The organism is Bradyrhizobium sp. LA6.1, assembly GCF_040547805.1.
In the GTDB taxonomy this organism is placed as follows: domain Bacteria; phylum Pseudomonadota; class Alphaproteobacteria; order Rhizobiales; family Xanthobacteraceae; genus Bradyrhizobium; species Bradyrhizobium barranii.
In genome coordinates this window covers 85,673-106,348 of record NZ_JBEPQK010000008.1, presented here as the reverse complement: position 1 = coordinate 106,348, position 20,676 = coordinate 85,673, and the positions used below count along the sequence as shown (strand labels likewise).

The following is a 20,676-nucleotide window of genomic DNA, read 5'->3' as shown; positions in this document are numbered from 1 at the left end:
CTCGACATGATCATCGAGTTTCGCTGCGAACGTGACCATGCGCGGCGGTGGATGCACCGCCAGACGCTGTCGATCGACGGCCGGGACGTTCCGGTTCAAATCGCGTTGACTGCAACGGCGGAGCCACGGCCCGCGGGGCTCGACGCCCTGTTCGAGCTCGAGCGCATGGTGCTGCGTAAAGGCAGGCACAGCGGCGCCGACGGGCTGAAGATCGATCCGGAACAGACGCAGGCTCGCACCGGCACGGCCGACGTGATCGTCGATTTCACCAGCGTCGCGCGCGATCCGGACTGTTCGGCCCGGCTGTATCTCCGCCCGTTGTTCAACGGAACTGCAGGTGAAAACGCGGCACTCGCGGCGATTCTCGCCGGCGACCTGCCCGTCATCGAGATCGTCAACGAGATCGACGGCGCGGTGCTCGATCGCGGCCATCCCTCCGCAGAAATCGCCGCCGGTTTGAGCGGTGGGCTCGAAACGGTCATGGTGCGAACCCTGACCATGGTGGCGGCCATCCTGTCGGGACGGCCGCGTATCGTGCCTCAGCTGGCACGCCAGGCCCGAGCCGGCAACGGCCGGCCGCCGGCGGCCTATGTCGTGCGCGGCCTCGCCGTATCGATCGCCAAGGAGATCTACCGCCTCTGCTGCTATGCGCCGCATTGGCATGTCGGATGGCGCTTCAATGATGGCGCGGGTGTCTGGCAGACGGGAGATCTCTCCGGGCCTGGCTGGAACGTCCTCGCCGATCCCGGAAATCATTTCTACGCCGATCCCTTCCCGATCACATGGCAGGGACGAACATTCGTCTACTTCGAAGATCTCGATCATCGGGTTGGAAAAGGCATCATTTCGGCAGTCGAGTTCGGCGACGCCGGCCCGGTCGGCGAGGTCGTGTCCGTGCTGGAAGAATCCTGGCACCTGTCCTATCCGTTCCTGATCGAGGACAATGGCGAGTTGTGGATGATCCCGGAGAGCTCGCTCCACGGGGACGTCGCGCTCTACAAATGCATTCGGTTTCCGGACAAATGGGAACGACACGCCACGCTGCTCTCAGGCCTCGAACTGGCCGATGTGACCATCACGCAGCACAACGGTCTGAACTACTTGTTCGGAGCCTGGCGAGACGGAACCGGCGGCTATTCGGATTCGCTTGCGATCTATTACGCCGAGCACCTGCTCGGCCCCTGGTTGCCCCATGCCAGCAACCCGGTCCTGATCGATCGCGCAAGTGCGCGACCCGCGGGGAATTTCGTCACCATCGATGGCAAATTGTGGCGGCCGGTGCAGGATTGCGCCGACGGATATGGCGCCGCGCTCGGCCTCGCGGAAGTGATCGAACTGTCTCCGACGACATTCAAGCAGGTCGTCCGCCACTCCCTCAGGCCCGGACCGGCATGGCCCGGCAGAAAGCTGCACACGCTGAACCGCTGCGGCCGGCTCGAGGTGATCGACGGATCGCGTGTTCAACCCAAGACCCGGGCCTTCGCAAGCAAATTTCCATCGGTCGTCTTGTCCCCGCGAACCAGTCCCCACACCGCCTGTTAGCGCGTGGCACGACGGACGGCGTGGATCACAACGCCGCCCGTCATCTCGTGTTTCGACCGCTCGCGCGGGAGGCGGCGTTCTACTGAGAACGATCCGAGGTCCAGCCCTTGTACTCGGCGACGTTGTCCCTGGTCACGAGCTTCGAAGGCAGGAGCTCGACGGTCGAGGCCGGCTTCTGGCCATTGAGAATGCCGACGCCCACCTGCACCGCGCGCCGCGCCATGAAGAACGGGTCCTGCGAAGCGGACGCCTGGACCTGCGGCGCCGCCGGATCCTTCAGCGCGGCCTCGATGTCGGGCGCGCCATCGACCGCGGTGATGACAATGCCGCTGCGGCCTTGCTGGCGCGCCGCGAGATCGGTGCCGATCGCCTGCGGATCGTTGATGGCGAAGATGGCGTCGATCTTGGAAAAGCGCGTCAGATAGCCCTGCGCGATGGTGAGACCGCCTTCACGTGAGCCTTTGCCGTCCTGGTCGCTGGACAACACCTTGATCCCGGGATTCTTCGAGAGAACGTTCTTGCAGCCGACGACGCGGTCGATCACGGCCGAGACCTGCGGCCCGTTCTCGATGATGACGTCGCCCTTGCCCCCCAGCTTGTCGACGATGTACTGACATGAGATCTCGCCGGCCTGCACGTTGTTCGTGGTTATGGTGGCGTCGGCGCCTTCGGCTGCGGTGTCGACCGCGACGACCACGATGCCCGCCGCCTGCGCCTTCTTGATCGCCGGCCCGATCGCCTTGGGATCGCCGGGGTTCAACAGGATCAGGTCGACGCCGGCGGCAATGAAATTGTCGATCTGGGTGACCTGCTTGCCGAGGTCGTATTCGAAGCCGACCGTCGTGATCTTCACATTGGGGTTGGTCTTCCTGGCCTCGAACTCGGCGCCCTTCGACAGCGCGACGAAGAACGGATTACCCATCGAACCCAGCGAAACGCCAATCGACTTGAGTTCCTTGGCGAAGGATGGCGCGGTGCTTAGGGCAAGCGCCATCGCGGCGCCGGCGAGCGTGATCGTCTTCAACATTGGCTTCCTCCCTGGTCTGTATTCTTATCCGGCACGGCAGACCAGTTGCCGCAACGGAACCTCGCATCACACCATGTGCACTCAGGTGCGCGCCGAACCCTTTCAGGTTCTGGCGGAGCCCTGCAGCCGGTAGCGGTCCAGCGCCACGGCGCCGATGATCACCAGGCCCTTGATCACATATTGCCAGATGTCCGAGACGCCGACGAGGATCAGGCCGTTCGACAGAACGGCGATGATCAGCGCGCCGACCAGCGTGCCCCAGATCGAGCCGATGCCGCCGACGAACGAGGTGCCGCCCAGGATCACGGCGGTGATCGCATCGAGCTCATAGGACTGACCGAGCTGGAGACCGTTGGCCGCATAGAGCCGCGCCGCCTGCATGGCGCCGCCGAGCCCGGCGAAGAGTCCCGAGATGCCGTAGACGAAGATCAGCACGGCCCAGACCTTGATGCCGGCAAGCCGCGCCGCGCTTTCATTGCCGCCCACCGCATAGATGTGCACGCCGAGCACCGTCCGGCGCAGCACCAGCCACGAGACGAGGATGACGAGCAAGGCGATCACCGAGAGCCACGGGATCGACGCGACGCCGGGAACGAGCGTCAGCGAGCCGTTGCCGATGAAGGCGTAGGGAATGGAAGGATTAAAGACGGTGGTGTCGGCCCCGAGCAGTCGCGCCAGGCCGCGTACGGCGGTGAGAGAGCCGAGCGTGACGATGAAAGGCGGCAGGCGGAGGAGTGCAATCAGCGCGCCGTTGATGACGCCGAAGCCGAGGCCCGTAAGCAGCGCGGCCGGCAGCCACAGCATCCCGAGCTCCGGCAGCTTGGAAAGCGTCAACCCGGCCATCGCGGACGCCGCCAGGATCGAGCCGACCGAGAGGTCGATGCCGCCGGTGAGGATGACGAAGGTCATGCCTGCGGCGAGCACGGTGTTCACTGCGGCCTGCTGCAACACGATGCCGAGATTTTGTCCGGTGAAGAAGCGGCCCTCCGACAGAAAATGGAAGCCGCCGCACAAGATCAACAACACCGGCAGCATGCCGGCGGCGCGGATCAGAAGCCTTATGCGCTGACGCTTCGTCTCCTGCGCGGCCGCGAGGCCCGCGGTGGCGGCGGTGTCCGTCTTTGGAGAGCCGTCATGCATCGAGTTGCTCCATCCCCGTGGCGAGCGCCATGATGTCTTCCTGGTTCAGGGGCGACGTCGCGCCGCGCTCGATTTCACCGGCGATATGCCCCGCCCGCATGACGACGACGCGGTCGCAGATGCCGATGATCTCGGGCAGATCGGACGAGATGACGAGGATCGCCGTGCCCGATTTGGCAAGATTGTCGATGATCGAGTAGATCTCGGACTTAGCGCCGACATCCACGCCGCGGGTCGGCTCATCGAGGATCAGGACCTTTGGCGTGGTCGCAAGCAGGCGCGACAGCAGCACCTTCTGCTGGTTGCCGCCGGACAATGCGCCGACGGTGACGTTGATATCGGCGGCACGAATACCGAGCGCCGCGAACGCCCTGTTGGCGCGATCACGGCCCTTGTCGCGGTCGAGGATGTAACCGATCCGGGCATCCCGGCCGAGCACCGCGAGGTTGATGTTGTCCAGGCACGACATGTCCAGGAACAGGCCGAGCGCCTTGCGGTCCTCGGTCAGATAGGCGACGCCGATGTCGAGCGCCTCACCCGGCGTGCGGATGTCGACCGGGCGTCCCTGCAGCTCGACACGGCCGGAGGTCCTGGGCGCCGCACCAATGATGAGATGCGCAAGCTCGGTGCGACCCGCGCCGATCAGGCCGGCGAGGCCGACCACCTCGCCCGCATGCACGGTCAGCGAGCACCCCTTGACGCGCCGGCCATCGGCCATGTCGATCGCCGCGAGCACGGGATGCCCCCGCCCCGCCTCCGGATCATGATCCTTCTTGTAGAACGAGGAGACGTCGCGCCCGACCATCAGCCGAACGATGGTGTCGGCGCGGATGTCCTGCTTGTCGAGCGCCCCGACCAGCCGGCCGTCGCGCAGCACGGTGACGCGGTCGCCGAGCGCGTAGACCTCGTCCATGCGATGCGAGATGTAGATGATGGCAAGCCCCTCGGCGCGAAGCTGGCGGATCAGCGCGAACAGCCGCGCGCTCTCGCCGGCCGACAGCGCGGTGGTCGGCTCATCCATGATCAGGATTTTTGACCTGACGTGCAGCGCACGCGCGATCTCGACCAGTTGCCGCTGGCCCATGGAGAGGTGCGCCACCAGCGTCGACGGCAGGAAGTCTGCGCCGAGCCGTTTCAGGATGGGGCCGACGCCCTCGCGCATGGCGCCGCGTGCCAGCAAGCCTGCTCGCGACAGCTCCCGGCCGAGATAGATATTCTCGGCAACACTGAGATTGGGAGCCAACGACAGCTCCTGGTAGATGATCGAGATGCCCGCCGCGCGGCCGCCGAGCGGACCTTCGATCCGTACAGGGCTTCCTTCGATCCGGATCTCGCCGCCGGGATCGGGCCTGTAGGCGCCGGACAAGATCTTCATCAGCGTCGACTTTCCGGCGCCGTTCTCACCCATCAGGGCATGAATTTCGCCGGCATAGACGGTAAGATCGACGGAACGCAGCGCCTTGATGCCAAAGAAGGATTTTGAGACCCCACGCATCTCGAGGATCGGATCGTTCATCGTGCCTCCCGACGCACAATGCGTTTCCTACCCGCGTCTCAATGATTTTGTCAGCGCGGTTCACGCATTAAACAAAAGGCCGCGGCACAGAGCAATACCGAACACACGGGAATGCAACGTCGAGGCGATGCTAGTGGCGCGGCCGATACAGTTCGCGCCAGGCGGGAAGCCGCTCGGCATAGGCATCGACCAGTCTTGCGTCGGGTTCGAACGTCTCGATGCGTTGCGGCCGCGTGCACACGGCGGCGATCGCCTCACCGGTGACAGCAAGCCGCCCCAATCTCGCCGCACCGAACGCCGCGCCGGTCTCGCCTCCGGCAAAGCGATGGACCGGAACATTCAGCACGTTTGCCAGCACCGAGAGCCAGAACCGGGACCGTGAACCACCGCCAATGGCGTCGACTTCCGTCATCGCAATGCCGGCATCCGCGAGCGCGTCGCGGCAATCGGCAAGCGCGAAGGCGACGCCCTCGAGCACCGCCTGCACGATCGACCCGCGATCGGTGCCATGGCTCAAACCATCAAGCATGCCGCGCACGGCGGGATCATCGTGCGGTGTCCTCTCACCCGCCAGATAAGGCAGGAAGCTCACAGGCGACGGCGCCTGCGGGCGCAATCCAAGCGGCGCCAGCAACTCGGCCTCGGTGGCGCCGAACAGGCGCGCGATCCAGGCCAGGCAGGAGGCGGCCGAGAGGATCGCGCCGGCCTGAATCCACATGTCGGGAATGGCGTGGCAGAACGTATGCACCGCGCGGTCCGGGTTGGCGGCGATTCTGCTGGTCGGTGCCAGCAAGGCCCCCGAGGTTCCCAGCGACACGAACGCGGTTCCCGGCCGGATCGCGCCGATGCCGACGGCGCCTGCCGGATTGTCGCCGGCACCGCCCGCGAGCTGTCCGGTCATGCCCCAGCGCCGTGCCAGCTCGCCGCGCAGCGTGGTTGCGGGCGCGCATCCCTCGACCAGACGCGGCATGTGATCGCGCGACAGGCCGGTCGCGGCCAATGCTGCGTCCGACCAGTCCCGGCGCGCGGCGTCGAGCCACAGTGATCCCGATGCATCCGAGACGTCCTCGATGGCCTCGCCGCTCAGCACCAGGCCCAGATAGGCCTTTGGCAGCAGCACGAGTTTCGTCGCCGCAAAGATTTCAGGCTCGTGCGTCGCGATCCAGAGCAGCTTCGGCGCGGTGAATCCTGGCATGGCCTTGTTGCCCGACGTCACGCGCAAGTCGGGCCAGCGTCGTTCCAGGACTTGGCACTCGGCGGCGGAGCGACCGTCGTTCCAAAGGATGCAGGGCCGCAACGGTCTCGAGCTCGCATCGAGCAGCGTGGCGCCATGCATCTGGCCGGACAGTCCGATGCCTTCGACGGCCGCCAACTCGCCGGCATGCGTCGCCTTCAAGGCATCCAGCGTGGCGAAGGTTGCATCGATCCACTGCGCGGGGTCCTGCTCGAAATAGCCTGATAGCGGCGACGCCGTTGTCAACGGCCGGCTCTCGCTTGCAATCACGCGCTGGGCACCGTCGACGAGAACGGTCTTGACCGCCGAGGTGCCGAGATCGATGCCGAGATACATGGCTGCTACCCGCTCACTTGGTCGCGTCCATCCAGATTCCCGGCTCCGAATGCTCGCGGATATGGGTGACGAGGAAGTCGGAAAAGGCCCTGATCTTGGCGGGCAGCCCGGCGCGGTTCTGGTATGCGATGTTCATGGTGAGCAGTGGCAGCTCCCAATCCACTAGCACTGGGACGAGACGGCCCGCCGCGATGTCGCTTTGAACGATGTAGAGCGGCTGGATGAGGATGCCGAGCCCTGCCAGCGCCGCGCCGCGAATGACCTGGCCGTCATTGCTGTCGAGCGTCGGCGTGATGCGGACGGTCTGCGCGCCATGGCTTTTGCGCAGGCGCAGCGAATAGGGATCGTTCGCGAGATTGTAGACCAGCATGTTGTGACGCGCGAGATCGGCGGGCTGCTCCGGCTCGCCGGCGCTTGCGAGATAGGAGGGCGCGGCGGCGAGCACGCGCCGCATCTGGCCGATGCGGCGGACGATGATGTTCGAATCCGGCTCCTGCTCGCGCGTCCGGATCGCGACGTCGATGCCGGCCTCGATGAAATCGGGATAGCGGTTGGCGGTCGTGATCTGCATGTTGAGCTTCGGATAGCGCGCGCGGAAGGCCGGCAGCATCGGCGCCAGATAGATCACCGCAAAGGACAGCGAGCTCGTGACCCGCAGCGTGCCCTGCGGCGACAGCGCGCGATCGCTGACGATGTCCTCGGCCTCCGCCAGTTCGCTCAGCACCCGGCTGGAGCGCTCCAGCAGCTCCTGCCCCGCCTCCGTCAACCACAGCCTGCGTGTGTTGCGCTCGATCAGCCTGACCGCAAGGCGCTCCTCGAGCGCGCTGAGATGGCGGCTCGCCGCCGCATTCGACATGCGCAAGGCCTCGGCGGCTTTTGACAGGCTGCCGAGCTCGGCCGTCTTGGAGAATACCTCCAACTGCAGCAGACGATCCATTTTTCCACTTTTAGAAAAAGAGACTTACAAATATTGACCTTTATTTCCACATCCCGCAAGTCAAAATGGCCAGAACACAAGCAAGATAGCAGGCGAGGAAACTGGGAAATGTCGGGCCCGATCAGGCACATCGTGATGTGGCGGCTGCGCGGGGAGACGCCCGCGGAGCGCTCCGCGGCCCGTTCCAAGGTCAAGACCCTGTTCGAGGGACTGCGGGGCCGGATTGAGGGCCTCACCCACATTGAGGTCGGCGTCGACGTCAGCGATGTCGATTACGCCTGCGACGTGGTGCTGTTCTCCGAATTTGCCGACCAGGCCGCACTCGCCGCCTATGCCACCCACCCCGAACATTTGCGCGTCCGCGAGGCGCTGGGCGACTTGCGGATCGGGCGCTTCCAGGTCGATTATCCCATCAAAGAGACCGGCAGATGATCGGTTCGTTCACCTTTGAAAACCTGCCCTGCCGCGTCGTGTTCGGCAGCGGAACGCTGGCCTCGGCCAAAGCCGAAATCGAGCGGCTCGGCGGCAAGCGCGCGCTGGTGCTGACGACGCCGCAGCAGGAGGCGCAAGGCAAGAGCCTCGGCGCAGCCCTCGGCCCGCTCTACGCCGGCATCTTTCCCGGCGCGACCATGCACACGCCGGTCGAGGTCACGGAGCGCGCGCTCGCGGCGATGAAGGCATGCGAGGCCGATTGCGTCGTCTCGCTCGGCGGCGGCTCGACCACCGGCCTTGGCAAGGCGCTGGCCTTGCGCACCGGCGTCAACCAGCTCTGCATTCCCACCACCTATGCCGGCTCGGAGATGACGCCGATCGTCGGCCAGACCGAGAACGGCCTGAAGACCACCGTGCGCGATGCAGCGATACTGCCGGAGACCGTGATCTACGACGTCGACCTCACCCTGACGCTGCCGGCGAACCTGGCTGCGACATCCGGCATCAACGCGATCGCACATGCCGTGGAAGCGCTCTATGCGCGCGACACCAATCCCGTGACATCGCTTATGGCGGAAGAAGGCATCCGCGCGCTGGCCCGCGCCCTCCCCGCCATTGCCGCGAAGAGCGACGATCGCGAGGCGCGCACCGAAGCACTCTACGGCGCCTGGCTGTGCGGCGTCTGCCTCGGCACGGTCGGCATGGCGCTGCATCACAAGCTCTGCCACACGCTCGGCGGTACCTTCGATCTGCCGCACGCCGAGACCCACACCATCGTGCTGCCGCATGCGCTGGCCTACAACGCGCCGGCGGTGCCCGATGCGATGGCGCGGATCTCGCGCGCGATCGGCACGACCGATGCGTCTCAGGGACTCTACGACCTCGCGAAGCGGCTGGGTGCGAAGCTGGCGTTGCGCGACATCGGCATGCCCGAAAGCGGCATCGACAAGGCGGCCGATCTCGCCGTCACCAACGCCTACTGGAATCCGCGCCCGCTCGAGCGCAATGCGATCCGGGAGCTGATCGCCCGCGCCTGGGCCGGCGAGCCGCCTGTTACCATCAAAGCGGCGGCCTGAAGCGATGCGGCGCACGCTGATCAAATCAGCTGTCATCATCAGCATGGATGACGCGATTGGCGACCTCAACACCGGCGATGTGCTGGTCGAGGGCAGCCGCATCGTTGACGTGCGCCCATCGATCGACCTCGGCAGCGGCGCTTCCGAAACCGAGATCGTGGACGGCAACGGCCGGATCGTCATCCCCGGCCTGATCAACGCGCACATGCACACCTGGCAAACCGCGTTGCGCGGCTATGCCGCGAACTGGACGCTGCTGGAATATTTCCGTCGCATGCATGCCGGGCTCGCGACCGTGTTCCGGCCCGACGACATCCACATTGCGACCCTCGTCGGAGCGCTGAACCAGATCAATTGCGGCACCACCACGCTGGTCGATTGGTGCCACAACAATCCGACGCCTGATCATACCGATGCCGCCGTGCGCGGGCTGATCGAGAGCGGCATCCGCGCCGCCTTCTTCCATGGCTCGCCCAAGCCGGAGCCGAAGCCCGGCGAGCCGCATTTCTCCGAGATTCCGCATCCGCGCCGCGAGGTCGAGCGGCTGCTGGCCGGTCCCCTTGCCGACCGCGACGGCCTCGTCACGCTCGGGCTTGCGCATTATTCGACGCTCGACGTCGCCATGCACGATTTCCGGCTGGCGCGCGAGCTGAAGCTGATCGCATCCATGCATCAGGGCGGCGGTCCGGCCAAGACGCCCGGCGGCTGGGAGAAGCTGATCGAGGCCGGCCTCGTCGGCGCCGGCATCAACATCGTTCATGGCAACGATCTGCCCGACGATCTCCTCGACAAGATGGTCGACCTCGGCGTGTCCTTCTCGGTGACGCCGGAGAACGAGATGATCCAGGGCCACGGCTTCCCGATCACCGGACGGCTGCTCAAGCGCGGCGTGCGCCCGACCATCGGGATCGACCTGGAATCCGTGCTGGCCGGCGATCTCTTCTCCGTCGCCCGCGTCGCGCTGTCGATGCAGCGGGCGCTCGACAATGCGGAGTCGCGTCAAGTGAGCGGCACCATTCCGGCGACGACCACGGTTCCCGTCCGCGAGGCCCTGCGCTGGATCACGACCGAAGGCGCCCGCATGCTCGGCCGCGAGGGCCAGATCGGCTCGCTGACACCGGGCAAGCTCGCTGACCTCGTCATCATCAACGCATCCGATCTCAACATTGTCCCGGTGCACGATCCCGTCGCGACCGTCGTGATGCAGACGAGCCTTGCCAATATCGAGGCCGTCATGATCGGCGGGACCTGGAAGAAGCGGGACGGCCGGCTGCTGATCGAGGGGCTGGAGACGAAGAAGGACCTGCTGGCCCAATCCGGCCGGCGGCTGGTGCAGGACATCGAACGACAGGGACGCGCCGCCTGAAGGCGCCAATGGATGAGATCAATGACCGACGCTTCAAGGAATGTCGCTTTCATCGGGATCGGCAAGATGGGCCTGCCGATGTCGGCGCTCGTCGCCAAGGCCGGCTACGCCGTGACCGCATTCGATCAGAGCGCCGCCCGGATCAACGAGGCGCGTGCGCAAGGCATTTCGATTGCCGCTTCGCCGGCCGAGGCCGTGAGCGGCAAGGCCGCGATCATCACGTCCCTGCCCGATGACACCGCCTTGCGCGGCGCGTTGCTCGGCCCCGCCGGCCTGATCGCCGCGATGGCTGCTGGATCTGTTCTGATCGAGACCAGCACCGTGAGCGTCGAGGCCTCCACCGAAGTTGCGGCCGCGGCTCAAGCCCGCGGCATTGCCTATCTGCGTTCGCCGGTCTCCGGCAACGCCAGCATCGTTCATACCGGCGCCCTGACCTGCTTCGTCTCCGGGCCGAAGGATGCCTTCGACAACGCCAAGTCGCTGTTCGCCGCCTTCACCCGCGCCCAGACCTATCTCGGGCCGGCCGAGGAAGCCCGCTACGCAAAGCTCTCGGTCAATCTGATGATCGCGGTCTCGGCGGCGATGATGGCCGAGAGCCTGGCGCTGGCGCGCAAGGGCGGCATCGCCTGGCAGGACATTTTGAAGGTGCTCGACGATAGCGCGGTGGCCTCGCCGATGGTGAAGTACAAGACCGCGCCGCTGCGGACACGCGACTTCGAGTCGACTTTCTCGTGCAAGCAGATGGCCAAGGATCTCGATCTCATCCTCGGCGCCGGCCACGCCGTGGGTGTGCCGCTGCAGCTCGCCGCGCAGGTGCGCGAAACCTATGGCTCACTGGTCGCGCAAGGCGACGGCGACACCGACTTCATCGCGACCGTCAAGCACCTGGAACGTCTGTCCGGGCTTGGCGAACCCAAACTCTGATCGCGGAGACAGCTATGCGTAACTTCAACGAGACCACGATCACGGACGCGGTGCTGGAGCGGATCAAGGACTCGACCGATCCGCGCATCAAGGAGGTCAGCGAAGCGCTGGTGCGCCACCTTCATGCTTTCGTCCGCGAGATCCGCCCGACCCAGAAGGAATGGGAATACGGCATCGATTTCCTGACCCGCACCGGGCACATGTGCGACGACAAGCGGCAGGAGTTCATCCTGCTGTCCGACACGCTCGGCGTCTCCATGCTGGTCGACGCGATCAATCATCCGGTGCCGGAAGGCGCGACCGAGACGACGGTGCTCGGCCCGTTCTTCGTCCAGGCCGCGCCGGAGAAGGACAGCGGCGCCGATATCTCCGGCCCGATGGAAGGCGATCCGATGCTGGTCACAGGCTCGGTCTCGACCGTCGACGGACAACCGCTTGCGGGCGCCATCGTCGATGTCTGGCATTCCGACGACGACGGCTATTACGACGTGCAGCAGCTCGACGACATCGGCGATCTCGCGATGCGCGCGCGCTTTCATACCGACGCCAATGGCCGTTTCCATTTCTGGTCGATCAAGCCGGCGGCGTATCCGATCCCGCATGACGGCCCTGTCGGCGAGATGCTGGAGGTGCAGGGCCGCCATCCCTGGCGTCCGGCGCACGTGCATTTCATGATCTCGGCGCCCGGTTTCGAGCAGCTGGTGACCCATGTGTTCGTCGCCGGTGACAAATATCTCGACTCTGACGTGGTGTTCGGCGTCAAGGACAGCCTGATCCGCGAATTCACTGGCCACCCAGCCGGCCGTGCGCCGGATGGTCGCATGGTGGAGCGCAACTATTTCCACCTCAATTACGATTTCGGCCTGAAGCAGGTCGCGAGCAACGCGAGAGCCGCCTAGGCTAAACCAAGGACCAACAAGAGTCCGGCAACAGGGAGCAGACGGGAGCTAAGGATGGGACCGCGGGTCAGCACGAGCATATTGGCCGATCGCCTCACCGGCATGATCGGCCCGCGCGCGAGCGTTGCGCGCGGCGTGCTCGATCAGCACGGGCAGAGCGAATCGCATTATCGCAATTTGCCGCCCGACATCGTTGTCTTCCCCGAAACCACGCAGGAGGTCGCCGAAATCGTGAAGCTCTGCGCCAGCGCAGGCATGCCGATCGTTCCGTTCGGCGCGGGCACCTCGCTCGAAGGCAATGCGGCCGCGGTCGCGGGCGGCGTCTGCTTCGACTTCGCCCGGATGAACAAGGTGCTGACGGTGCATGAGAGCGACATGGATGTCGTCGTGCAGCCCGGCATCACGCGCAAACAGCTCAATGCCGAGCTGCGCGGCACCGGACTTTTCTTTCCGATCGATCCCGGCGCCGACGCCTCGATCGGCGGCATGACCTCCACGCGCGCGTCCGGCACCATGGCGGTGCGCTACGGCACCATGAAGGACAACGTCATGGCGCTGGAGGTGGTGCTGGCCGACGGGCGCGTGATCCGCACCGCCAGGCGCGCGCGCAAATCGGCCGCCGGCTATGACCTGACGCGGATGTTCGTCGGCGCCGAAGGCACGCTCGGCGTCATCACCGAAGTCACATTGAAGGTGCATCCCGTGCCGCAGGCGATCTCGGCTGCGGTCTGCAGCTTCGACACCCTGCACGATGCCGTCGACACCGCGATCTCCGTGATCCAGTCCGCGATCCCCGTGGCCCGCATCGAGCTGCTCGACGACGTCATGATGCGCGGCATCAATGCCTACGCGAAGCTCGGCTATCGCGAGGCCCCCACTTTGTTCTTCGAATTCCACGGCTCCGAGACCTCCGTTGCCGAGCAGGCCGAAGCCGCGCAGGCGATCGCGGCCGACCATGGCGGCCATGGCTTTGCCTGGGCGAAGGCGCAGGAGGACCGCAGCAGGCTCTGGCACGCCCGCGACAACACGCTCTATGCGGGCCTGGGCTTGCGGCCCGGCGCGCGCGCCGTGATCACCGATGTCTGCGTGCCGATCTCGCGGCTGGCGGAATGCCTGACCGAGACCAGACGCGACGCCGACGAGCACGGTTTTACCGCCCCGATCGTCGGCCATGTCGGCGACGGCAATTTCCACATGCTGATCCTGATCGACCCGGCCAAGCCGGATGAGGCCGAAGGCGCCAAGGCGCTGCAGGCCCGCATGGTCGCCCGGGCCATCGCCATGGACGGCACCTGCACCGGCGAGCACGGCATCGGGCTCGGCAAGATCGATTATCTCACCGATGAGCTCGGCGAGGCCGTCGATGTGATGCGATCGATCAAGACCGCGCTCGATCCTGATGGACTGATGAATCCCGGAAAGATCTTCGCGAGCGGAGTGCACGCATGAGCAGCGCCGCATTGGCTATCGAGCCCGCCTCACCCGCGCCTCTGCTGGAGCTGCGCGGCATCAGCAAGGAGTTTCCCGGCGTCAAGGCGCTGGATGATGTTTCCTTTGCCGTCTACCCCGGCGAAGTCCATATGCTGTTGGGGGAGAACGGCGCCGGCAAGTCGAGCCTGATGAAGGTGCTGTGCGGCGCCTACCGCGCTGATGCTGGCGAGTTCTACTACAAGGGCGACAAGGTCGCGATCTCCTCGACCGCGGATGCGCAGAAGCTCGGCATCGCCGTGATCTTCCAGGAATTCTCGCTCGTCCCCCATCTCGATATCGCCCAGAACATCTTCCTCGGCCGCGAGCCGAAGGGCCGCATTCCCGGCACGATCGACCGCCGCAAGATCCTGGCCGACGCCAGGCGCGTGCTCGGCACGATCGGGTTCGACATCGATCCCTCCACCACCGTCGACAAGTTAGGGGTGGCGCAGCAGCAGATGGTCGAGATCGCAAAGGCGATCAGCCAGAACGCGCGCATCCTGGTCATGGACGAGCCGACGGCGGCGCTGTCCGACCGCGAGACCGAGCTGCTGTTTGCTCTGATCGCGCGGCTGAAGGCCGACGGCGTCTCCATCGTCTATATCTCGCACCGCATGGCCGAGGTGTTCGCGCTCGGCGACCGCATCACGGTGCTGCGCGACGGCCGCCGCATCGACGGCGTTCGCCCCGCAGACGTCACGCCGGACCAGCTCGTCCGCATGATGGTCGGCCGCAATGTGGACATGACCTATCCGCGCAATTTTGCCGACAAGCCCGGCGAGCTGCTGCTCGAGGTCAAAGGCTTGAGCTCGTCGACCGGCATCTCCGATATCAACATTGAGGTGCGCCGGGGCGAGATCGTCGGCCTGTGCGGCCTGGTCGGTTCCGGCCGCAGCGAAGTCGCCCGTGCCATCTTCGGCGCCGATGCCGTGACATCAGGCGAGATCATTTTCGACGGCAAGGCCATCTCCGGCGAGCCTGACCTTGCCGCCCGCCGCGGCATCGCGCTGATCCCGGAGAGCCGCAAGAGCGAGGGCCTCGCCCTGCTGCGGTCGGTGAGCGACAATCTGGTGGTGTCGGCGCTGCGAAAGCTGTTCCCGAGCGGCCTGTTCGACCAGCGTAGCGCGCAGCGGACGTCCGACGGCTTGATCCGGCAGCTGCGCATCGCAACCCCGAGCGCGCGCCAGATTGTCGGCCTGCTCTCGGGCGGCAACCAGCAGAAGGTCGTGATCGGCAAGTGGCTGGCGGCCGGCTCAAAGCTCTTCATCTTCGACGAGCCGACGCGTGGCATCGACATCGGCGCCAAGTCCGAGATCTTTGCGCTGATCGACCGGCTGGTCGCCGAAGGCGCGGCGGCCTTGATGATCTCGTCCGAACAGGTCGAGATCTGCCATGTCTGCGACCGCGCCTATGTGATGCGCGAGGGTCGCATCGCCGGACACCTGACCCGCAACGAACTGACCGAGGAGAACATCGTGCGACTGGGGATGCATCATGCGTGAAGCCGCGGTCGTCTCTCAACCCAATCCGCTGCAGCGCATTCCCGGCGTTGCCATCGTGCTGGTGCTGCTGATCGCCCTGTTCAGCGCGATCGCGCCCGGCTTCCTGTCGGTCGCCAACCTCTCCAACGTGCTGGTGCAGTCGACCATTTTGACCATGCTCGCGCTGCCGATGACGCTGATCATCATGACCGAGGGGTTGGACCTGTCGATGGGCGCGGTGCTGACGCTGACCTCGCTCTGCGTCGCCATCGTGTCGCTCGCGACCAAGTCGATGCTGCTGGGCCTCGGCGCCGGGCTTCTGGTCGGCGCAGCCTTCGGCTTCGCCAACGGCTGGCTGGTCGCCATCGTCGGCATTCCGCCCTTCGTCGCGACGCTGGGCACGCTCGGCATGGCGCAGGGCCTGTCGCTGATCGTCAGCGACGGCCAGAGCGTGGTCGGCATCCCCCACAGCGTGCGCGACATCTATTCGGCGACGCTTCTCGGCGTGCCTGTGCCGATCGTGATGGCGCTGGTGACCTATGCGGCCTTCCACGGACTGCTCTACCACACCCGCTTTGGCACCTACATCTTCGCGCTCGGCGGCAACCGCGAGGCGCTACGCTATGCCGGCCTCTCGCCGAACAAGCTGCTGATCGCAGTCTACGCGATCGGCGGCGCCATGGCCGGCATTGCCGGCCTGCTGATGACCGCGCGCATGAATTCAGGCCACCCGACCGCGGGCCTCGGTCTCGAATTCGACGCCATCGCAGCGGTCGCGGTCGGCGGGACCTCGTTCGAGCGCGGCAATGGCTGGCTGCTCGGCACGTTGCTCGGCGTGATCGCGGTCGGCGTGCTGCGCAATGGGCTGAACCTGATCTCGATGCCCTCTTCGGTGCAGGTCGCAAGCGTCGGCGTCCTCGTCATCGTCGCTCTCTTCCTCGACGGCCTGCGGAGCCGCGCATGACCGACATCTCCAAAGAGGCCCTCTCGCCGCCCCGCTCGTTCCTGTCGCAGGACGCGATCCAGGTGTTCTATCGCCTGCTCGCAGCGCTGCTGATCTGCGCGGTGCTCGCCGTGCTCAGCGACTCCTTCCTGAGCCTCGGCAACATCCTCAACGTGCTGAGACAAGCGAGCCTGACCTTCTTCATCGCCTCCGGCCTGACGCTGGTGGTGCTCACCGCCGGCCTCGATCTCTCCGTCGGCGCCAATGTCGCGCTGTCGGCCTGCATCGCCGGCACCGTGATCCACAAGACCGGCTCGCCGGCGCTCGGCATCCTCACCGGGCTCGCCTGCGGCGGCATCGTTGGCCTGCTCAACGGCATCATGGTCACCGCGCTCCGCATCCCCTCCTTCATCGCCACCTACGGCATGCTCTGGGTGCTGAACGGCCTCACCTACTGGTACATGGCGGGCGAAACCCTTCACGGCTTCCCGGCAGGCTTCCGCCAGATCGGCAGCGGCTATCTGTTCGGCCTGCCGATCCCGGTCTATCTGCTGCTGGTGTTCCTCGGGATCGGAACGCTGTTTGCGCAGCGCACGATCTGGGGCCAGGAGATCTATGCGATCGGCGCCAATCCGGTCGCCGCCCGCCTCTCCGGCATTCCGGTCGCGCGGCGCCTGCTGCTGGTCTACGCGGTATCAGGCACCATGGCGGGACTGGCCTCGATCATCTTCCTGTCGCGGCTCAATTCGGCCGAAGCCGACATCGGCGAAAGCCTGACGCTGCCCGCGATCGCAGCCGTGCTGATCGGCGGCACCTCGCTGTTCGGCGGTGTCGGCACCGTGTTCGGCACCTTCATCGGCGCGCTGATCCTGACGCTAGTGCTGAACGGCATGAACCTGTTGTCGGTCAGCGCCAACTGGCAGCCGCTCGTCACCGGCATCATCGTCATTCTCGCGGTCTGGCTCGACATGAAGACCCGCCGCCGCGCGCAATGAGCTCTTAGAAATCCAACAAGCAAAATGAGGGATGGAGGCTACATGAAACAGAAAATGGGTTATTTGGCGCTGCCGCTGCTGATGGCGGCCGCGTTCACGACACAGGCGCGCGCCGACGGCGAGACCATCGCCGTGTTCACCAAGAACCAGACCAATCCGTTCTTCCAGACGGTGCGGGTCGGTGCCGACAACATGGCGAAAGCGCTGAATGCGAAGACGCTGCAGTACATCCCGACCAAGCCGGACTCGATCCCCGAGCAGCTCAGCCAGATCGAGGACGTCGTGGTGAAGAAGCCGAGCGCGATCGTCTTCACGCCGGTCGACTACAAGGCGATGGTGCCGGGCGTCGAGAAGATCAACGAGGCGAAAATCCCCGTCGTCAACATCACCGACCGCTCCGCCGGCGGCAAGTTCCTCTCCTTCGTCGGCGCCGACGATTACAGCCTCGGACTGGAAACCGCGCGTTTCCTGCTCAAGACTTTGGGCGGCAAGGGCAACATCGTCATCATCGAGGGCGTCAAGGGCTCGCTGACCAATGTCGATCGCGTCCGCGGCTTCAACGACGCGCTGAAGGAGAATTCGGGCGCCAAGCTGCTGGCCTCGCAGCCCGGCAACTACCAGCGGCTGCAGGCGCTCCAGGTCATGGAAAACCTGATGCAGTCGAACGCGCAGATCGACGGCGTGCTGGCGGCCAACGACGCCATGGCGGTCGGCGCGATCGAGGCGCTCGACGGCGCCAACCGCAAGGCCCAGGTGATCGGCATCAACGGCACCAAGGAGGCGATCGACGCGATCAAGTCCGGCAAGCTGCTCGCCAGCGGCGACTACAACGGATTTGCGCAAGGGTGTCTCGGCGCCATGATGGCGATCCGCAGCTTGCGCAACCAGCCTGTCATTTCCGAGATCGTGCTGAAGCCGACCGTCATCACCAAGGACAATTACCAGCCGTTCGACGTGCCGCTGGAGCAACGGACCTGCCCGACCTTCGAGGACGCCGGCAAGCTCGGCGCCAAGTAGCCCAACCGATCATCACAAGCATGGACGGCCGCCTCCGCGGCCGTCCAAGAACACCGACACGTCAACGGAGACATCATGCTGTTCGCCATTCACGCCCTCGACCGCGCCAGCGCGCTGCCGACCCGGCTCGCCAATTACGACGCCCACAAGGCCTTCCTGAGCGACACATCGCGCTTCGGCGTCAAGATCGTGATGTCTGGGCCGCTGGTCTCCGACGACGGCGCGAGCATGATCGGCAGCCTGTTCCTGATCGAGGCGCCCGGCCGCGCCGAGGTCGAAGCCTTCAACCGCGCCGATCCGTTTGCGGCAGCCGGCATCTGGGAGAAAGTCACCATCACGGGCTTCCTGCGCCGCCAGGGCTGAAGGCCTACGGCGCCTCTTCGAGGTGACAGGCCACCCATTGCTCGGGTCCGGTCGAACGCAGCATCGGCTCCTCCGTCCGGCAACGGTCGAAGACGTATGGGCAACGGGTGTGGAAGCGGCACCCGCTCGGCGGGTTGATCGGGCTCGGCACGTCCCCCTTGAGGATGATGGGATTGCGCTGGGCGCCGGGCTCGGGCAGCGGCACCGCGGAGAGCAGCGCCTTGGTATAGGGATGCCTTGGCGCGGCAAAGATCTCGCGGCGCGGCGCCACCTCGACGATCTTGCCGAGATACATCACCGCGACGCGGTGAGTCATGTGCTCGACGATGGCGAGGTCATGGCTGATGAACAGCAGCGCCAGGCCGAACTCGCGCTGGAGATCCTGCAAGAGATTGACGATCTGCGCCTTGACCGAGACGTCGAGCGCGGAGACCGCCTCGTCGCAGACGATCAGCTCGGGCTCGGCTGCGAGCGCCCGCGCAATGCCGATGCGCTGACGCTGGCCGCCGGAGAATTCGTGCGGCCGGCGGTTGAGCGCCTCGCGCGGCAGCCGCACGGTATCCATCAGCGCCGTCACGCGGGTTTCGAGATCGGTGGCGGATTTGGCGAGGCCGAAATTTCGGATCGGCTCGGCCAGGATGTCGCGCACGCGCATGCGCGGATTGAGGCTCGAGAACGGATCCTGGAACACCACCTGCACGCGGCGGCGCATCTGGCGCATCGTGCTCGGATGTGCGTCGTCGATGCGCTGGCCGTCGAGGATCACCTGGCCCGCCGTGATGTCGAACAGCCGCAGGATGGCACGGCCGACCGTGGACTTGCCGCAGCCGGACTCGCCGACCAGCGACAGCGTCTCGCCCTTCGCGATTTCGAACGAGACACCGTCGACGGCATAGACATATTCGGACTTGCGGCCGAACAGGCCCTTTTTGACCGGAAAATGCTTCTTGAGGTCGTTGACCTGGAGCAGCGGAGGACTCATGCCGCGATGGCCCCCTTGGCGGAATAGTGGCAGGCGGCGACGTGGCGAGGCGCCTTCTCTTCGAGCCCAGGCGCATATTGGCGGCAGAGATCGGTCGCGAGCGCGCAGCGGCCGGCGAAGACGCAGCCGATGATAGGCTTGCGCAGATCAGGCACCTGCCCCGGGATCTCGGCGAGACGCCGCGCGGTGCCTGTTAGTGACGAGCCGAGCCGCGGCACGGCGCCGAGCAGGCCCTGCGTATAGGGATGACGCGGCGAGCGGAACAGCTCGGCCACCGGCGCCTCCTCGACCTTGCGGCCGGCATACATGACCATGACGCGTTCGGCGATCTCGGCGACGACACCGAGGTCGTGAGTGATCAGGATGATCGCCGCGCCGACCCGGCGCTTGAGATCGAGCATCAATTTCAGGATCTGCGCCTGGATCGTCACGTCGAGCGCGGTGGTCGGCTCGTCGGCGATCAGGAGCTTTGGATTGCAGGCCAGCGCAATCGCGATCATCACGCGCTGGCGCATGCCGCCGGAAAGCTGGTGCGGGTATTCGCGCACGCGCCGCTTCGGCTCGGGAATGCCGACCAGCGTCAGCATCTCGATCGCATGCGCCTCGGCCGCCTGCTTGTCGAGGCCCTGATGGATCATCAGCGTCTCGCGGATCTGGCGGCCGACCGTCAGAACCGGGTTGAGGCTCGTCATCGGCTCCTGAAAGATCATCGAGATGTCGTTGCCGCGGATGGCGCGCATCTCGCGATCGGACAGTTGCAGCAGGTCCCTGCCCGCGAAGCGGACAGCGCCTGCGATCCTGCCCGGCGGCTCCGGAATCAGCCGCATCAGCGACATCGAGGTCACCGACTTGCCGCAGCCGGATTCGCCGACGATGGCGAGCGTCTCGCCTTCGTTGACATGAAAGGACACGCCGTCGACCGCGCGGTTGATGCCGCCGGGGGTGCGAAAGTGGGTCTGGAGATTCTCGACTTCGAGCAAGGCCATCGCGATCAAC

At 65.7% G+C, this 20,676-nt stretch carries 19 protein-coding genes; 12 read left to right on the top strand and 7 right to left on the bottom strand.

Annotated elements, in window-relative coordinates:
• The first annotated feature begins 6 nt into the window (after nt 1-6).
• A complete protein-coding gene (locus ABIB99_RS21415) occupies nt 7-1,542 on the top strand; it encodes a glucosamine inositolphosphorylceramide transferase family protein (protein ID WP_354177478.1) in 1,536 nt (511 codons plus the stop codon).
• Nucleotides 1,543-1,621: 79 nt separating this feature from the next.
• Here ABIB99_RS21415 and ABIB99_RS21410 read toward each other — a convergent pair whose 3' ends face one another.
• The 5 genes from ABIB99_RS21410 to ABIB99_RS21390 form a co-directional block, all read right to left on the bottom strand.
• Nucleotides 1,622-2,569 carry an ABC transporter substrate-binding protein gene (locus ABIB99_RS21410; RefSeq protein ID WP_135215839.1) on the bottom strand — a complete coding sequence of 316 codons (948 nt, stop codon included), beginning with the start codon at nt 2,567-2,569 and terminating at the stop codon, nt 1,622-1,624.
• A gap of 102 nt (nt 2,570-2,671) precedes the next feature.
• Nucleotides 2,672-3,709, bottom strand: a complete 1,038-nt coding sequence (locus tag ABIB99_RS21405) for an ABC transporter permease subunit (RefSeq protein WP_354177477.1) — start codon at nt 3,707-3,709, stop codon at nt 2,672-2,674.
• Nucleotides 3,702-5,225 (bottom strand): sugar ABC transporter ATP-binding protein, encoded by a 1,524-nt coding sequence (locus tag ABIB99_RS21400; RefSeq protein WP_354177476.1) that lies wholly within the window; start codon nt 5,223-5,225, stop codon nt 3,702-3,704. The genes ABIB99_RS21405 and ABIB99_RS21400 overlap by 8 nt, the downstream gene beginning before the upstream one ends.
• 130 nt (nt 5,226-5,355) lie before the next feature.
• Nucleotides 5,356-6,795: a xylulokinase gene (xylB, locus tag ABIB99_RS21395; protein WP_354177475.1), complete on the bottom strand. Its 1,440-nt coding sequence runs from the start codon at nt 6,793-6,795 to the stop codon at nt 5,356-5,358.
• A gap of 13 nt (nt 6,796-6,808) precedes the next feature.
• Nucleotides 6,809-7,732: a LysR family transcriptional regulator gene (locus tag ABIB99_RS21390; protein WP_028147172.1), complete on the bottom strand. Its 924-nt coding sequence runs from the start codon at nt 7,730-7,732 to the stop codon at nt 6,809-6,811.
• Nucleotides 7,733-7,840: 108 nt separating this feature from the next.
• On the opposite strand from ABIB99_RS21390, the gene ABIB99_RS21385 reads away from it, so the two are divergent.
• From ABIB99_RS21385 to ABIB99_RS21335, 11 genes are all read left to right on the top strand, one after another.
• The gene (locus ABIB99_RS21385) at nt 7,841-8,164 is read left to right on the top strand and encodes a Dabb family protein (protein ID WP_354177474.1); all 324 of its coding nucleotides are present in this window, start codon (nt 7,841-7,843) and stop codon (nt 8,162-8,164) included.
• The gene (locus tag ABIB99_RS21380) at nt 8,161-9,240 is read left to right on the top strand and encodes a maleylacetate reductase (RefSeq protein WP_354177473.1); all 1,080 of its coding nucleotides are present in this window, start codon (nt 8,161-8,163) and stop codon (nt 9,238-9,240) included. Before ABIB99_RS21385 ends, ABIB99_RS21380 begins: the two co-directional genes overlap by 4 nt.
• A gap of 4 nt (nt 9,241-9,244) precedes the next feature.
• Complete coding sequence (locus ABIB99_RS21375; protein WP_354177472.1) at nt 9,245-10,606, top strand: amidohydrolase family protein; 1,362 nt, start codon at nt 9,245-9,247, stop codon at nt 10,604-10,606.
• Nucleotides 10,607-10,627: 21 nt separating this feature from the next.
• On the top strand, nt 10,628-11,530 hold the full coding sequence (locus tag ABIB99_RS21370; RefSeq protein WP_354177471.1) for an NAD(P)-dependent oxidoreductase: 903 nt from the start codon (nt 10,628-10,630) through the stop codon (nt 11,528-11,530).
• 14 nt (nt 11,531-11,544) lie between these two features.
• The gene (locus ABIB99_RS21365; RefSeq protein WP_354177470.1) at nt 11,545-12,429 is read left to right on the top strand and encodes an intradiol ring-cleavage dioxygenase; all 885 of its coding nucleotides are present in this window, start codon (nt 11,545-11,547) and stop codon (nt 12,427-12,429) included.
• Nucleotides 12,430-12,483: 54 nt separating this feature from the next.
• The gene (locus ABIB99_RS21360) at nt 12,484-13,878 is read left to right on the top strand and encodes an FAD-linked oxidase C-terminal domain-containing protein (protein ID WP_354177469.1); all 1,395 of its coding nucleotides are present in this window, start codon (nt 12,484-12,486) and stop codon (nt 13,876-13,878) included.
• Nucleotides 13,875-15,401 (top strand): sugar ABC transporter ATP-binding protein, encoded by a 1,527-nt coding sequence (locus tag ABIB99_RS21355; protein WP_354177467.1) that lies wholly within the window; start codon nt 13,875-13,877, stop codon nt 15,399-15,401. Before ABIB99_RS21360 ends, ABIB99_RS21355 begins: the two co-directional genes overlap by 4 nt.
• Nucleotides 15,394-16,344 carry an ABC transporter permease gene (locus tag ABIB99_RS21350; protein WP_063984397.1) on the top strand — a complete coding sequence of 317 codons (951 nt, stop codon included), beginning with the start codon at nt 15,394-15,396 and terminating at the stop codon, nt 16,342-16,344. The genes ABIB99_RS21355 and ABIB99_RS21350 overlap by 8 nt, the downstream gene beginning before the upstream one ends.
• On the top strand, nt 16,341-17,318 hold the full coding sequence (locus tag ABIB99_RS21345; RefSeq protein WP_014496503.1) for an ABC transporter permease: 978 nt from the start codon (nt 16,341-16,343) through the stop codon (nt 17,316-17,318). Before ABIB99_RS21350 ends, ABIB99_RS21345 begins: the two co-directional genes overlap by 4 nt.
• Before the next feature lie 42 nt (nt 17,319-17,360).
• The gene (locus ABIB99_RS21340) at nt 17,361-18,335 is read left to right on the top strand and encodes a sugar ABC transporter substrate-binding protein (protein WP_063984398.1); all 975 of its coding nucleotides are present in this window, start codon (nt 17,361-17,363) and stop codon (nt 18,333-18,335) included.
• Nucleotides 18,336-18,410: 75 nt separating this feature from the next.
• Nucleotides 18,411-18,698, top strand: a complete 288-nt coding sequence (locus ABIB99_RS21335) for a YciI family protein (protein ID WP_063984399.1) — start codon at nt 18,411-18,413, stop codon at nt 18,696-18,698.
• A gap of 4 nt (nt 18,699-18,702) precedes the next feature.
• On the opposite strand, the gene ABIB99_RS21330 is transcribed toward ABIB99_RS21335, so the two are convergent.
• Together ABIB99_RS21330 and ABIB99_RS21325 are read right to left on the bottom strand one after the other, a co-directional pair.
• Nucleotides 18,703-19,680: an ABC transporter ATP-binding protein gene (locus ABIB99_RS21330; RefSeq protein WP_063984400.1), complete on the bottom strand. Its 978-nt coding sequence runs from the start codon at nt 19,678-19,680 to the stop codon at nt 18,703-18,705.
• Nucleotides 19,677-20,666 carry an ABC transporter ATP-binding protein gene (locus ABIB99_RS21325; RefSeq protein WP_063984401.1) on the bottom strand — a complete coding sequence of 330 codons (990 nt, stop codon included), beginning with the start codon at nt 20,664-20,666 and terminating at the stop codon, nt 19,677-19,679. The genes ABIB99_RS21330 and ABIB99_RS21325 overlap by 4 nt, the downstream gene beginning before the upstream one ends.
• Between the last annotated feature and the right edge of the window lie 10 nt (nt 20,667-20,676).